This is a genomic window from Streptomyces sp. NPDC051207 (assembly GCF_040682395.1).
Classification (GTDB): domain Bacteria; phylum Actinomycetota; class Actinomycetes; order Streptomycetales; family Streptomycetaceae; genus Streptomyces.
On sequence record NZ_JBFBAX010000018.1, the window covers coordinates 43,906 to 58,317 of the forward strand.

A 14,412-nucleotide genomic window follows, 5' to 3' on the forward strand; every position below is an offset into this window, starting at 1 on the left:
CCCGGAAGGCCAACGACATGAAACTCACCGTGGTCGGCGCAGGCTCGACCTACACCCCCGAACTGGTCGACGGCTTCGCCCGGCTGAGGGACACGCTGCCCGTGGCGGAGCTGGTCCTGACCGACCCGGCGACGGACCGCCTGGACCTCGTCGGCGCCTTCGCCCGCCGCATCCTGGCCCACCAGGACCACCCGGCCAGGGTCACCACCACCGCCGACCTCGACGCGGCGGTCGACGGCGCGGACGCGGTGCTCCTCCAGCTCCGCGTGGGCGGCCAGGCGGCCCGCCGGCAGGACGAGACCTGGCCCCTGGAGTGCGGCTGTGTGGGCCAGGAGACGACCGGCGCGGGCGGTCTGGCGAAGGCGCTGCGCACGGTCCCGGTGGTCCTCGACATCGCCGAGCGGGTGCGCCGCCGCAACCCGGACGCCTGGATCGTCGACTTCACCAACCCGGTCGGCATCGTCACCCGCGCCCTCCTCGGCGCCGGGCACAAGGCGGTGGGCCTGTGCAACGTGGCGATCGGCTTCCAGCGCAAGTTCGCCGCCCTGCTGGGCACCGACCCCGCCGACGTGCACCTCGACCACGTGGGCCTGAACCACCTCACCTGGGAGACCGGCGTCCGCCTCGGCGGCCCGGACGGCGAGGACGTCCTGCCGGGACTGCTCGCGGAACACGGCGACACGATCGCCCGGGACCTCCACCTGCCGCGCGCGCTGCTGGAGCGCCTGAACACGGTCCCCTCCTACTACCTGCGCTACTACTACGCGCACGACGAAGCGGTGGAGGAACAGAAGGCCGGGCCGTCGAGGGCGTCCCAAGTCGCCGCGATGGAGAAGGAACTGCTGGCGCTCTACGCCGACCCGGCCCTGAGCGAGAAGCCCGCGCTGCTCGCCGAGCGGGGCGGCGCCTACTACTCGGAGGCGGCGGTGGACCTGGCCGCCGCGCTGCTCGGCGGCGGCGGATCCCCGTACCAGGTGGTCAACACGGACAACCGTGGCACGCTGCCCTTCCTCCCGGACGACGCGGTGATCGAGGTCCAGGCCGCGGTGGACCGCACCGGAGCGACGCCGCTGCCCGTCAGGGCGGTGGACCCGCTGTACGCGGGCCTGATGGCGAACGTCACCGCCTACGAGGACCTGGCCCTGGAGGCAGCCCTGCGGGGCGGCCGGGACCGGGTGTTCCGCGCGCTGCTGGCCCACCCGCTGATCGGCCAGTACGCGTACGCGCAGACCCTGACGGACCGGCTGATCGCCCACAACCGGGAGTACCTGCCGTGGGCGTGACGGTCCTGGCGATCGACGCGGGCAACAGCAAGACGGACGTGGCGGTGGCCGGGGCGGACGGCACCGTGCTGGCGACCGCGCGCGGCGGCGGCTTCCGCCCGCCGGCCGTGGGGACCGGGAGGGCGGTCGACGCACTGGCCGCGCCCGTGGCGAGCGCGCTGGCCGCCGCGGGTGTCCGGCGCGCCGACCACGTGTCGGCCTGCCTGGCCAACGCGGACTTCCCGGCCGAGGAGGAGGACCTCACCGCGGCGCTGCACGCACGCGCGTGGGCCGGCACGGTGACGGTCCGCAACGACACGTTCGCCGTCCTGCGCGCCGGCGTCCCCGAACCCCGGGGCGTGGCGGTGGTCTGCGGCGCGGGCATCAACTGCGTCGGCATGCGCCCCGACGGCCGCACGGCCCGTTTCCCGGCGCTGGGCCGCATCTCCGGCGACTGGGGCGGGGGTTGGGGCCTCACGGAGGAGGCCCTGTGGCACGCCTCCAGGGCGCAGGACGGCAGGGGCGGGCCGACCCGCCTGGCCGAGACCCTCCCGGCCCACTTCCACCTGCCGTCCGTGTACGCGCTGGTGGAGGCGCTGCACCTGCGCCGCATCCCCGCCGCCCGCCGCCACGAGCTGACGCCGGTGGTGTTCGCCACGGCGGCGGACGGCGACGAGGTGGCCCGCGCGCTGGTGGACCGCCTGGCCGACGAGGTGGTGACGATGGCCGCGGTGGCCCTGACCCGCCTGGACCTCCTGGACGAGCAGACGCCGGTCCTCCTCGGCGGCAGCGTCCTGGCCGCCCGCCACCCCCAACTGGACGACGGCGTAAGGGCCCGCCTGGCGGCACGCGCCCCGCAGGCCACCGCGAGGGTCGTCACCGAACCGCCGGTCCTGGGCGCGATCCTCCTGGGCCTGGACGACGTGGGAGCGCCCGGCTCGGCCCACGCGAGGGCGACCGCGACCTACCGGAGCCCGTGAGAGCCCACCCGGAACTCCCGGGCCGGGCGGGCGCCGACGGCCGCGTCCGCCGTCGGCGCCTGCCCGTTCCGGGGGAACCGAACGGTTTCCACGGACGTATTCATGAGGGGAACCCCCAGGCACTCCACGGGGAAACCGCACCCCGGTCCCCTCAAGATCCGGTGAAGCCCGGTGCGGATGTCGGTGACGGCAGCGATACTTGCCGCGACGGATGACCATGGGGGAGGTCAGCAGTGACGCAGCCGCCGACGAACAGCACGGCGCCACCGGGCCGGAACTCCCCGGACAGCGCGCCCGCGGGCATGGCCACCCTGCCCGCCGTCCCGCCCCAGCGCACCGCCCCCGCGGTCCGCCGCACCCCCGCCGTCCCCCGCCGCGGCGCCTTCGCCGAGGGCGCGGAGCGCCTGCGCACGGCCGCGACCACCGAACCGGGCCGGCTGCGCGTTATCGGCGCCGTGCTCGCCGCCCTCGTCGTCGCCTTCGGCGCGGTCACCGCCTGGCAGACCGAGCACCGCGCCGCCGCCGCCGACGCCGTCCTCCACCGCAGCCAGCCCCTCAGCTCCGACGCGGCCGACATCTACCGCTCCCTCGCCGACGCCAACACCGCCGCCTCCAGCGGCTTCCTCGCCGGCGGCCAGGAGACCAAGGCCTCCCGCGACCGCTACGAGCAGGACATCCGCACGGCCGCCGACAAACTCGTCAACGCCGCGGCCAACTCCGAGCCCGGCTCGCCCTCCGCGCGCACCATCACCCGCCTCAACCGCCTGCTGCCCGAGTACAAGGGCCTCGTGGAGCGGGCCAGGACGTACAACCGCCAGGGCTTCCCGGTCGGCGGCGCCTACCTGCGGTACGCCGACGAGAAGATGCACCAGCAGATGCTCCCGGCGGCGGAGGCGCTGTACAAGAACGAGAACCAGCGGCTGCGCGCGGACTACGCCAACGCCACCCCCTACCCCTGGGCGGCCATCGCGCTCGGCGTGGCCACGCTGGCCGCCCTCGCCTGGGCCCAGCACCGCACCTACCGCCGCACCAACCGCGTCCTGAACCACGGCCTGGTCGCGGCGACGGCCACCGCGACGGTCGTCCTGCTGTGGCTGACCGTCGGCCACACCGTCGCACGCGCGTCCCTCGACGACTCCTACGACCACGGCGTGCGCTCCCTGAACGTGCTGCACGACGCCCGCATCGCCTCCCTCAAGGCCCGCGGCAACGAGAACCTGACGCTGGTGGCGCGCGGCGCGGAGACGGTCAGGGTCGGCGCGGAGACGTTCGACGCCTACGACCACGACTTCCAGAGGGAGATGGCCGTCCTCGGCAAGGGCCTCGCCGAGGCGCGGCGCCTCGCCGACGACCGGCCGGGCGAGCGGCCGGTCGCCGCCGCCGTGGGCTACATGGCGGAGTGGAAGAAGCGCCACGCCGCGGCCCGCGAGCAGGACGAGAACGGCAACTACGACGCCGCGCTGGACAAGGTGATCGGCGCGAAGGGCGCGACCGGCGAGTGCTTCGACGGCGTGGACGACAGCCTCGCCCGGGCGCTGCGCCACGAGACGCAGGAGTTCAGGTCGGCGGCCGGGGACGGCCTGGACGCGACGGCGGGCCTGCCGGTGGGCGCAGGCCTGCTCGCCGTACTGGGCGCGGCGGGGGCCGTGCTGGGCATCGGCCGCAGGCTGTCGGAGTACCGGTGAGAGGGGGCGTGACGATGAGTGCGCGACGTCTGCGGGCCGGCCTGAGGGGCTGGGGCGGTGTGGGGGCGATGGCGGTCGTCTGCGCCCTGACGGTCGTCTTCGCGCTGCTGCTGCCGCACGTGGGGCGGACCGGCGACGGCGGCGCGGCGGGCACCGGCGGCCCGGGCGTGGCCGACGCCGCCCGCATCCGGGCGGCGGACGACTGCACGGACCCGGAGAAGCAGACGCTGTCCCCGTCCGGCGAGGACGGCCCGGCGACAGAGGCGATCAAGAAGCGGCAGGGCGAGAAGCGCAAGCTGATCGTCGGCGTCGACCAGAACAGCTACCGCTGGGGCTACCGCAACCCCAACCGCGGCGCCTCCGGTGACCTGGAGGGCTTCGACATCGACCTGGTGCACCGCATCGCGCAGGACATCCTCGGCGACGCGAACGCGGTGCAGTTCAAGGCGATACCGACGGACCAGCGCATCCCGGCGATCCAGGACGGCCGCGTCGACATGGTCGTACGGACCATGACCATCAACTGCGAGCGCGTGAAGGACGTGGCCTTCTCCGCGCCGTACTTCAAGACCGGCCAGCAGGTCCTGGCGCCCAGGTCGTCACCGGTCACCGGCTACGACGGCTCGCTCGCGGGCAAGCGGATCTGCACGGCGACGGGCTCCACCGCCCACTCGACGCTGGAGGCGGCCAGGAAGGCGGGCGAGCTGCCGGCCTCCGCGGACATCTCCGGGACCGTCCCCAACCAGCTGGACTGCCTGGTGCGGCTGCAACTCGGCGAGGCCGACGCCGTGGTGACCGACGGCGCGCTCGCGGCGAGCCAGGCGGCGCAGGACCCGACGGTGCAGCTGAAGGGCGACGCGTTCACCGAGGAGTACTACGGCGTCGCGATGAAGAAGGACGCCGACGATCTGGTCCGCCGCGTCAACCGGATCCTGGTGGACTACCGCAAGGACACCACGAACGGATGGCAGGCGTCGTACGGCAGATGGCTGTCGGCCACACTGGGCAAGGACCCGGCGAAGTCGCAACCCCCGGCCCCGGAGTACCGGCGTACGGGCTGACGGCACGCGGGCGGACAGCGGAACGACCAGCGGCCGGACAACAGTCGGACAACAGCAGCAGTGAGAGGTGATCGATGGGCGTCACGGGACCCACCGGGCCGGTGATGGACCGGGACGAGGTGGACCGTGCGCTGGCGCGGCTCGGCGCGGAGCACGAGGCGATCGAGACCTCGCTGCTCGCCCTCCAGGACCACGCGGGCCGCAGACTCCTCGAAGGAGCCGACCTCACCGGCGTCACCAAGGAGCGGTGGGCGGCCACGGAGGCGGCGATCACGCTGCTGTGGACGTACTTCGACGCGTACGCGGGCGCGCTGCGCACCGCCCGTGAGATCCGCGCCCGCCGCCGCTGGTCCAGCCGGGAGGACCTGGCGGAGCTGACCGAGTTGCTGAGCGGCGAGTCCGTCACGGTACCGGGCAGCGCCACGGCGGCCGCCGGGGCGCCCACGCCGGACGGCGGTCCGGGCCGGCTCACCGAGCGGTACTCGCTCACCACGCTCGTGGACCGCATGAACGATCTGTACGCGCGCTCGCTCGACATGGTCGTCGCCGCCGACGCGGTCTGGTCGGCGCTGCCCGCCCGTATCGACTTACTCGCCGCGGAGCTCCAGCGCACCCGGCAGCTCGCGCACTCCGTGGGCGTGCGCCCCGGCGAGCATCCGGCGGGCGACGACCTGGAGCGCATCACGCGCACGCTGACGCGGCTGCGCGAGCAGGTGGTGTCGGACCCGCTGGCGTTCTGGAAGCCCACCGAGGGCAGTTCGGCGCCGGGCGGCGGCAGGCCGGACACCACGGTGTACGACCGTGAGGCACGCGCGCTGGAGGACGTGCGCCGCGAGATCGACGCCGTGCTGGAGGTCCGCAAGGACGCCGAGGCGCGGATCGTGAAGCTGCGGGACCTGCTGTCCCGCGCGGACCGCACGCTCGCCGAGGCCCGCACCGCGCGCGGCGAGGTGCTGGCGAAGATCGCCGCGACGGAGGTGCCGGTGGTGAGCGGCCCGCCGACGGTGCTCCAGGAGCAGTTGGCGACGGCCGCCGAGTACCGCAGGAGCGCCCAGTGGCACCGCCTGTCGCCGCTCCTGGAGGCGCTGGAGCGCAAGGCGGAGGACGAACTGCTGCGCGCCCGCGAGTCGCTGACCGCCGTCACCGCGCCCCTGGCCGTCCGGGCCGAGCTGCGCGGCCGGCTCGACGCGTACAAGGCGAAGGTCGCCCGGCACGGCCTGGCGGAGGACCCCGAGCTGGTCGAGAAGTACGAGAGGGCGCGCCGCATGCTGTGGAGCGCGCCCTGCGACCTGCGGGTCGCCGAGCAGGCGGTGCTGCGCTACCAGCACGCGGCGGCCGAGCTGCTCGGCGGTGCCGCGCGGGTGCCCGGCCAGAGCGGCCCCGAGGACCGCGGGGGGCCGGGCGCGTGAGCGACGAGGGGGAGGCGGCGGGATGAGCCGGACGGAGAACGGGGCGGGGGGCCCGGCCGGGCGGAGCTGTCAGCGGCCCGGCTGTGAGGGCGCGTACGAGGACGTGGGCGGTGGCGAGCTGTACTGCGACACCTGCGGTCTCGCGCCGGTGGTCTCCTCGACCGGCCTGGTGGGCTCGGCGGCGACCGGGATCACGGTCGCCGCGCGCGGCTCCACGGGCTCGTCGCGCAGCGGCAGTGCGCGCTCCGGCAGCCGCGGCTCCCGTACGTCGTCGCAGTCGTCGCGGTCGCGGCGCTCGGTGTCTGGCCGGCTGTCGCGTGCGGCGTCGGGGCGGGCCACGAGCCGTTCGGTGTCGGTGCGCAGCTCCGGTTCCGCGGCCGGTTCGTCCTCGCGCGGGCGGCTCGGCGCGGGTCTGGTGCAGGTGCCGCCGATCCCGCGGCCCGACCCGCGCGCGATGGTGCTGGACCGCCCCGAGGTGCCCGAGCGCAAGCGCTTCTGCTCGCGTTCGGACTGCGGGGCGCCGGTCGGGCGGGCCCGCGGCGACCGGCCGGGGCGCACGGAGGGCTTCTGCACCAAGTGCGGCCACCCGTACTCGTTCGTGCCGAAGCTGCGGGCCGGTGACGTGGTGCACGGCCAGTACGAGGTGGCGGGCTGCCTCGCGCACGGCGGGCTCGGCTGGGTCTACCTCGCCGTGGACCGCGCGGTCTCCGACCGGTGGGTGGTCCTCAAGGGCCTGCTCGACACCGGCGACCAGGACGCCATGGCGGCGGCGATCTCCGAGCGGCGGTTCCTCGCGGAGATCGAGCACGCCAACATCGTGCGGATCTACAACTTCGTGGAGCACCTCGACCAGCGCACCGGCTCCCTCGACGGCTACATCGTCATGGAGTACGTCGGCGGCAAGTCGCTGAAGGAGATAGCGAACGCCCGCCGCACCCCGCAGGGCCGGCGGGACCCGCTGCCCGTGGAGCAGGCCTGCGCGTACGGCATCGAGGCCCTGGAGGCGCTCGGCCACCTGCACAGCCGCAACCTGCTGTACTGCGACTTCAAGGTCGACAACGCCATCCAGACCGAGGACCAGCTGAAGCTGATCGACATGGGCGCGGTGCGCAGGATGGACGACGAGGAGTCGGCCATCTACGGCACGGTGGGCTACCAGGCGCCCGAGGTCGCCGAGGTCGGCCCGTCGGTGGCGTCCGACCTGTACACGGTGGGCCGCACGCTCGCCGTCCTCGCCTTCGACTTCCAGGGCTACACGAACGTCTACGTGGACTCGCTGCCCGACCCGGACCACATCGAGGTCTTCCGGCAGTACGAGTCGTTCTACCGGCTGCTGGTGCGGGCCACGGACCCCGATCCGGCGCGCCGGTTCGCCTCCGCGCAGGAGATGGCCGAGCAGCTGACGGGTGTGCTGCGGGAGGTCGTGTCGCTGCAGACAGGCCGCGCCCGGCCCGCGCTGTCGACGCTGTTCGGTCCCGAACTGAGGGTGGCCGACACGGAGTTGTTCCCGAAGCTGGACGGGGAGGTGTCCCGGCTGGGGGCACGGCCGACGGGTGGCAGAGGCGGCGTCGGGGGGAGAGGCAGAGACGGAGGTGGAGGCGGAACCGCGGCGTCCGCCCTGCCGGCCGGCGGGGGCGTGGTGCCCGCGCCCGCCCGTACCGCCAGTCTCGTCAAGCCCGTCGCCACGCCCGCCGCTGGGCTCGCGCTGCCCGTGCCGCGGGTCGACCCGTCCGACCCCAACGCGGGGTTCGTGGCGGGCCTGATGACGTCCGCGCCGGGCGAGCTGCTCGGCGCGCTGGCGGCGGCACCGTCGCCGTCCGTCGAGACCCGGCTGCGGCAGATCCGCGCCTGGCTGGAGAACGGCGACTCCTACACCGCGCTGGAGGCCCTGCGGCACGTGGAGGAGGAACGGCCCGACGACTGGCGGGTCGTCTGGTACCGCGGCGTGGCCTCGCTGGTCACCGGCGACCACGAGGGCGCCGCGCTCGCCTTCGACGCGGTGTACGACGCCTTCCCTGGCGAGCCCGCGCCCAAGCTCGCCCTCGGCCTGTGCGCGGAGGTGCTGGGGCAGCTGGACAACGCCGCCGAGTACTACCGCCTGGTGTGGGCGACCGACCCGAGCTGTGTCAGCGCCGCGTTCGGCCTCGCGCGCGTGCAGCTCGCGGCCGGGGACCGGAGCGGCGCCGTACGGACGCTGGAGTCGGTGCCGGAGTCGTCCATCCACTACACGGCGGCCCGCGTGGCGGCCGTGCGGGCCCGGCTGCGGCAGCGGACGGCCGCCGCCGGTGACGTACCGTTCCTGGACGACCTGTCGGCCGCCGCCGGGCAGGTCGAGGCGCTGGACGCGTACGGGCTCGACCCGGCGCGGCGCGAGCAGTTGTCGGTGGAAGTCCTCGGCTGCGCCCTGGACTGGGTACTCTCCGATGGCCAGGGTTCCGCCCCGGCCGCGCGGCGGGTGCTGCTCGGCAGCGAGCTGGACGAGCGGGGCCTGCGCTTCGGCCTGGAGCGTTCGTACCGCATGCTGGCCCGGCTCGCGCGAGGCGGCGAGGAGAGGATCGACCTGGTGGAACGAGCCAACCGTTACCGCCCCCGGACGTGGGTGTAGTTGATGTCGCAGATGCCCCAGTTGTCCGCGTGCCCGAGCTGCGAGGAACCCCTTGAGTCGGGCGACCGTTTCTGCGGTGCGTGCGGATACGACTTGTCCGCTGTTCCGGTGCGGCCGGAGGACCAGCCGACGGTGACGTTGAACGGCGGGGTTGCGGCAACCGCGCCCCCGGGTGCGGCGTCTGCGGCTTCGCCGCCGGGTGCGGGTGTGGCAACGGCGCCGGGTACTCCCGCGCCCCCGGCGCCCGCGCCGCCCCCGGCCGCTCCCGCGCCCGCCAGCGGTGTCCGTTTCGACCGGTCCCAGTCCGGCGGTGACGGGTTCGGACCGTCGGCGTCCGGGCAGGAAGGCACGCCGTACGCCGGGACAGGCGACGCGGAAGGCACGCCGTACGCCGGGGCCGGCGAAGCGGACGCCCCGTCGGCCCCTTTGGCCTCCTCCGCCCCCGACGAGTACGCGCTGCAGGCACCCGATCCCCGGATCGCCGGCGAGCACGCCACGCACACCGCGCAGGCCCCGGCCGCCAAGGTCTGCGTGGCCTGCCGGGCCGGGCGGGTCGACAGTGACGGCTACTGCGAGAACTGCGGGCACGCCCAGCCCCGCGAGCGCGACCACATGGAGCAGGACGCCGGCACGGTCGCCGCCGTCAGCGACCGGGGCCTGCGCCACCCTCGCAACGAGGACGCGTTCGCGGTCGCCCGCACCGCGCTGCCCGACGGCTCCGCCGCCACCGTGGCGATCGTCTGCGACGGCGTCTCCTCGGCGACCCGCCCCGACGACGCCTCGCTCGCCGCGTCCCGCGCCGCGAGCGACGCGCTGCTCACTGCCCTGCCGCGGGGCACGCACCCGCAGCAGGCCATGCACGAGGCGATCCTCGCGGCCTCACACGCCGTCAACTCCCTCGCCGCCGAACCCGCGACGGCCCTGGAGCAGGGCCCGCACCAGAACGCCCCCGCCTGCACCCTGGTCGGCGCCGTGGTGACGCCCGGCCTCCTCGTCGTCGGCTGGGTCGGCGACAGCCGCGCCTACTGGGTGCCGGTGGACCGCGGCGCACCCCCCGCCCGCCTCACCGAGGACGACTCGTGGGCCGCGCAGATGGTCTCCGCCGGCCTGATGAACGAGGCCGAGGCCTACGCCGACGAGCGCGCCCACGCGATCACGGGCTGGCTGGGCGCCGACGCGTACGAACTGGAGCCGCACACCGCGGCCTTCAAGCCGGACCGGCCGGGTGTCGTGGTGGTCTGCACGGACGGCCTGTGGAACTACGCGGAGGCCGCCGAGGAGATGGCCCGCGTGGTCCCCCACGACGCCGCGCAGCGCCCGCTGCACAGTGCCCGGGTTCTGGTCGGTCACGCCCTGGACTGCGGGGGCCACGACAACGTAACAGTGGCCGTCGTGCCGTTCCCGGCCGTGCGGCAGGGGGCAGGATCGGCCTGAGCCCACTGCTTCCGGACGGCACATTCCGGGTTCCGGATTCCAGACAGAAGCGGTGGCAGAGGGACCGGAGGGGACCGGTCCCGTCGACAGCCGTCGCCCCACCCCGGTGGGGCGTCCTAGGGGGAGCAGAGTAGGCATGGCCAGTTTCTCGAAGCCGAAGGTGCCGCAGTTCTCGGTGGACGTCTACCAGAACGAGCACCTGCCGGAAGGCGGCCGCGAGGTCAACGCCGTCGTCACCGTGACCGCGACCGGCGGCGGCACGGTCGGCGGCGCGGTCACCGCGCCGCACCTGTACGCGTCCGGCCAGGGCCCCTCCGCGGCCGTGGCGATCATGGTCGACTGCTCGGGTTCGATGGACTACCCGTCGGCCAAGATGCGCAACGCCCGCGACGCGACGGCCGCCGCGATCGACACCCTGCGCGACGGCGTGCACTTCGCCGTCATCGGCGGCACGCACGTCGCCAAGGAGGTCTACCCGGCCGACGGCCGCCTCGCGGTCGCCGACGCCACCACCCGCGAGCAGGCCAAGCAGGCGCTGCGCAGCCTCGGCGCGGGCGGCGGCACGGCGATCGGCACGTGGCTGCGGCTCGCCGACCGCCTGCTGTCCTCGGCGGACGTCGCGATCCGGCACGGCATCCTGCTCACCGACGGCCGCAACGAACACGAGTCGCCCCAGGATCTCCGCGCGGCACTGGACGCGTGTGCCGGGCGGTTCACGTGCGACGCCCGGGGCGTGGGCACGGACTGGGAAGTGAAAGAAGTCACAGGGATCGCCTCCGCCCTGCTCGGCAGCGCGGACATCGTCGCCGACCCGGCCGGGCTCGCCGCCGACTTCACGCGGATGATGGAGACGGCGATGGGCAAGGAGGTCGCGGACGTCGCGCTGCGGCTGTGGACCCCGGTCGGTACGACCGTGAAGTTCGTCAAGCAGGCCGCGCCCACCATGGAGGATCTGACCGGCCGCCGCACCGAGGCGGGGCCGCGGGCCGGTGACTACCCCACCGGCTCCTGGGGCGACGAGTCCCGCGACTACCACATCTGCGTGGAGGTCCCGCCGGCCGGCCTCGGCCAGGAGATGCTCGCGGCCCGCGTCTCGCTGGTGATCCCGCAGCCCGACGGAAGCGCCCACCAACTCGGCGCGCAGGGTCTCGTACGGGCCGTCTGGACGGACGACCTGGTGGCGTCCACGGCGATCAACCCCAAGGTCGCCCACTACACCGGGCAGGCGGAACTGGCCCAGGCCATCCAGCAGGGGCTGGACCTTCGCAAAGTGGGCGACAGGGACGGGGCAACGGCCAAACTGGGCCGCGCCGTTCAGCTCGCGAGCGCCTCCGGCAACGCGGACACTGCGAAACTGCTTGCGAAGGTGGTGGACGTGGTGGATGCCGCGACAGGTACTGTGCGACTGAAGGCGAAGGTCGAGGAGGCCGACGAGATGACGCTCGAGACTCGGTCGACCAAGACTGTTCGCGTGAAGAAGTGACACAAGAACAGTGACATGAGAACACAGCGAGCCTGACCCCTTGGGGTTGGAGAAATCCGGCCGAGCGGCCGGAAAAGGAGAGGGGGAAGCGCCGACATGCCGACCTGCCCGAACGGACACCAGTCGGGTTCCGACGACTGGTGCGAGGTCTGCGGTCACCGCATGGCCGGTGCCGTACCTCCGCCCCCGCCCCCTCCGCCCCCGCCCGGCGGCGGCTACGGCTTCCCGCCGCCCGGCGGCCCCGGAGGACCGGGCGGCCCCGGAGGTCACGGCGGCCCGGTTGGTCACGGTGGTCCTGGTGGCCCCGGCGGTCACGGCAGCCACGGTGGCCCTGGTGGTCCAGGTGGCCCGGGTAGCCAGCACGAGCCGCAGCTCTGCCCGCAGTGCCGCACGCCCCGTGAGGGCGGCGCGCCGTTCTGCGAGGAGTGCCGGTGGAACTTCCTCACCAACACGGCGACCTCGTACACTCCAGCCGCTCCGCCCCCGCCCGGCCCGGGCGTGCGCTTCCAGCAGCAGCCGCCCGGCCCGTCGTACGGCGGCCACGACGCGTTCGACTACCAGGGCTCCCGCCCGTCCCAGGTGAACCGCCCGGCCGAGCCGATCCCTCCGGGCCCGCCTTTCGGCGGCGACCAGTCGGGGCACGGCGGGCATGGGGGGCACGGGGGTCATGGGGGCCAGGGCAGGCCTGGTGGTCCCAGTGGTCCTGGTGGCTCGCCCGGCCCGGGTGGCCCCGGTGGTCCGTCCGGCCCAGGTGGTCCCGGGCATCCCGGTGGTCCGAGCGGTCCGGGTGGTCCGAGCGGCCCGGGTGGCCCGTCCGGCCCGGGTGGCCCCATGGGCCCTGGCGGTCCCGGCGGTCCTGGTGGACCCGGTGGACCTGTGCATCCGGGCGGGCCCGGTGGCCCGGGCGGACCGGCGCGTCCGGGTGGTCCCGGGGGTCCGGGCGGTCCGGGCGGTATGGGTGGCCCGCAGGGCGGTCCTGTCGGGCAGCAGGGCGGCCCAGGTGGGCACGGCGGCCCTGACGGCCCCTCCGCTTTCGGCGATCCCTCCGGCTTCGGTGGTCCCTCCGGTTTCGGTGGTCCCTCCGGCTTCGGCGACGGGCCGGGCGGTCCCGGTGGCCCCGGCGCCCCGTCCGCTTTCGGCGGTCCGGACGGCCCCGGTGGCCGGCAAGGCCCCGGCGGCCAGGGGGGCGCAGGTGGTCCGGGAGGCCCGCCCCCCTTCGGCGACCCGTCACGCCCGGCGCCACCCCCGCCCGGCCCGACCCCGACCGCGGGCCCCGGCGGGCCCGGTGGCGGTCCGGGGAGTGGTCCTGGCGGCCCCGGTGGCGCCCCCCAGGCGTTCCAGCAGTCCGGCCCTCCGGCCCCGCCCGCGTACCCGCAGGAGACGCACCGGCAGCAGCCGGGCGGCCAGGCGGGCGGCGGCGAGGACGACTGGATGCTGCCTCCTCCGTCGACGGGCCCCGGTGGCCCGCAGGGCGGCGGCGGTTACGGCTACCCGCACCCCGGCGCGAACCAGCCCTCGTCCGGCGGCCCGGCGTTCAGCCAGGGCCCGGCGACGTGGCGGGCGACCATCGGCCCGGACCGCGAGTACTTCATGGCGATGATGCAGCGCTCCGGCCCCGAGGCCGCGGGCCTGAACCTGCCCGCGTACTCCCAGGAGCAGCAGCGCACGCTCACCGGCAACCAGGTCACCATCGGCCGCCGCCGCCACTCCACCGGCGAGACCCCCGACATCGACCTGTCGGTGCCGCCGGAGGACCCGGGCGTCTCGCACCAGCACGCGGTGCTGGTGCAGCAGCCGGACGGCAGCTGGGCCGTGGTCGACCAGAACTCGACGAACGGTACGACGGTCAACGGCTCGGACGAGCCGATCCAGCCGTTCGTGCCGGTGCCGTTGCAGGACGGCGACCGGGTGCACGTCGGGGCATGGACGACGATCACGGTCCGGCGCGGCTGAACCACGGGTCCGGGAGGGGCCGCACGCACGGCCCCTCCCGGTCGCCCGGCAGACCGGTGACGGTCCTACGTCTTGAGTCCTCGGTCCCCCCGTCTGAGAGCATGGGGACGTGAAAGAGATACGGCGCGGCACGCTTCAGGAGCAGACCTTCTACGAGCAGGTCGGCGGGGAGGAGACCTTCCGCCGGCTCGTCCACCGTTTCTACGAGGGAGTCGCCGAGGACCCGATCCTGCGGCCCATGTACCCCGAGGAGGACCTGGGCCCGGCCGAGGAACGGCTCACGCTGTTCCTGATCCAGTACTGGGGCGGCCCCACGACGTACAGCGAGAACCGCGGCCACCCCCGCCTGCGCATGCGCCACGCCCCCTTCGCCGTCAACCGCGCGGCCCACGACGCCTGGCTGACGCACATGCGCACCGCGGTGGACGAACTCGGCCTGTCCGAGGAACACGAACACACCCTGTGGAACTACCTGACGTACGCGGCAGCCTCAATGGTGAACACACCGGACTGAGAGCGCCGCCCCCGCCGCGTGCTGGA

Annotated in this window: 10 protein-coding genes; all 10 read left to right on the forward strand. The window is 74.6% G+C overall.

Annotated features, from left to right (window positions below; genetic code table 11):
- The first annotated feature begins 17 nt into the window (after positions 1 to 17).
- Positions 18 to 1,283, forward strand: a complete 1,266-nt coding sequence (locus AB0M97_RS18940; protein ID WP_365962028.1) for a 6-phospho-beta-glucosidase — start codon at positions 18 to 20, stop codon at positions 1,281 to 1,283.
- Positions 1,274 to 2,242: a BadF/BadG/BcrA/BcrD ATPase family protein gene (locus tag AB0M97_RS18945; RefSeq protein ID WP_365962029.1), complete on the forward strand. Its 969-nt coding sequence runs from the start codon at positions 1,274 to 1,276 to the stop codon at positions 2,240 to 2,242. Before AB0M97_RS18940 ends, AB0M97_RS18945 begins: the two co-directional genes overlap by 10 nt.
- Positions 2,243 to 2,544: 302 nt before the next feature.
- On the forward strand, positions 2,545 to 3,927 hold the full coding sequence (locus AB0M97_RS18950) for a hypothetical protein (RefSeq protein ID WP_365962109.1): 1,383 nt from the start codon (positions 2,545 to 2,547) through the stop codon (positions 3,925 to 3,927).
- A 14-nt stretch (positions 3,928 to 3,941) separates the two neighbouring features.
- Positions 3,942 to 4,988: a glutamate ABC transporter substrate-binding protein gene (locus AB0M97_RS18955; RefSeq protein WP_365962030.1), complete on the forward strand. Its 1,047-nt coding sequence runs from the start codon at positions 3,942 to 3,944 to the stop codon at positions 4,986 to 4,988.
- Between the two features lie 74 nt (positions 4,989 to 5,062).
- A complete protein-coding gene (locus AB0M97_RS18960; protein ID WP_365962031.1) occupies positions 5,063 to 6,397 on the forward strand; it encodes a hypothetical protein in 1,335 nt (444 codons plus the stop codon).
- Positions 6,398 to 6,419: 22 nt separating this feature from the next.
- Positions 6,420 to 9,002 carry a tetratricopeptide repeat protein gene (locus AB0M97_RS18965; protein WP_365962032.1) on the forward strand — a complete coding sequence of 861 codons (2,583 nt, stop codon included), beginning with the start codon at positions 6,420 to 6,422 and terminating at the stop codon, positions 9,000 to 9,002.
- Positions 9,003 to 9,005: 3 nt separating this feature from the next.
- Positions 9,006 to 10,436 carry a protein phosphatase 2C domain-containing protein gene (locus AB0M97_RS18970; protein ID WP_365962033.1) on the forward strand — a complete coding sequence of 477 codons (1,431 nt, stop codon included), beginning with the start codon at positions 9,006 to 9,008 and terminating at the stop codon, positions 10,434 to 10,436.
- A gap of 136 nt (positions 10,437 to 10,572) precedes the next feature.
- Positions 10,573 to 11,919 (forward strand): VWA domain-containing protein, encoded by a 1,347-nt coding sequence (locus AB0M97_RS18975; RefSeq protein WP_365962034.1) that lies wholly within the window; start codon positions 10,573 to 10,575, stop codon positions 11,917 to 11,919.
- Between the two features lie 96 nt (positions 11,920 to 12,015).
- Positions 12,016 to 13,872 carry an FHA domain-containing protein gene (locus AB0M97_RS18980; RefSeq protein WP_365962035.1) on the forward strand — a complete coding sequence of 619 codons (1,857 nt, stop codon included), beginning with the start codon at positions 12,016 to 12,018 and terminating at the stop codon, positions 13,870 to 13,872.
- A gap of 109 nt (positions 13,873 to 13,981) precedes the next feature.
- Positions 13,982 to 14,386, forward strand: a complete 405-nt coding sequence (locus AB0M97_RS18985; RefSeq protein WP_365962037.1) for a globin — start codon at positions 13,982 to 13,984, stop codon at positions 14,384 to 14,386.
- Positions 14,387 to 14,412: the final 26 nt, after the last annotated feature.

Coding starts and splice junctions, on each gene's coding strand:
- AB0M97_RS18975 (WP_365962034.1), top strand. CDS start 10,573: ATGGCCAGTTTCTCGAAGCCGAAGGTGCCGCAGTTCTCGGTGGACGTC.
- AB0M97_RS18950 (WP_365962109.1), top strand. CDS start 2,545: ATGGCCACCCTGCCCGCCGTCCCGCCCCAGCGCACCGCCCCCGCGGTC.
- AB0M97_RS18980 (WP_365962035.1), top strand. CDS start 12,016: ATGCCGACCTGCCCGAACGGACACCAGTCGGGTTCCGACGACTGGTGC.
- AB0M97_RS18965 (WP_365962032.1), top strand. CDS start 6,420: ATGAGCCGGACGGAGAACGGGGCGGGGGGCCCGGCCGGGCGGAGCTGT.
- AB0M97_RS18960 (WP_365962031.1), top strand. CDS start 5,063: ATGGGCGTCACGGGACCCACCGGGCCGGTGATGGACCGGGACGAGGTG.
- AB0M97_RS18940 (WP_365962028.1), top strand. CDS start 18: ATGAAACTCACCGTGGTCGGCGCAGGCTCGACCTACACCCCCGAACTG.
- AB0M97_RS18955 (WP_365962030.1), top strand. CDS start 3,942: ATGAGTGCGCGACGTCTGCGGGCCGGCCTGAGGGGCTGGGGCGGTGTG.
- AB0M97_RS18970 (WP_365962033.1), top strand. CDS start 9,006: ATGTCGCAGATGCCCCAGTTGTCCGCGTGCCCGAGCTGCGAGGAACCC.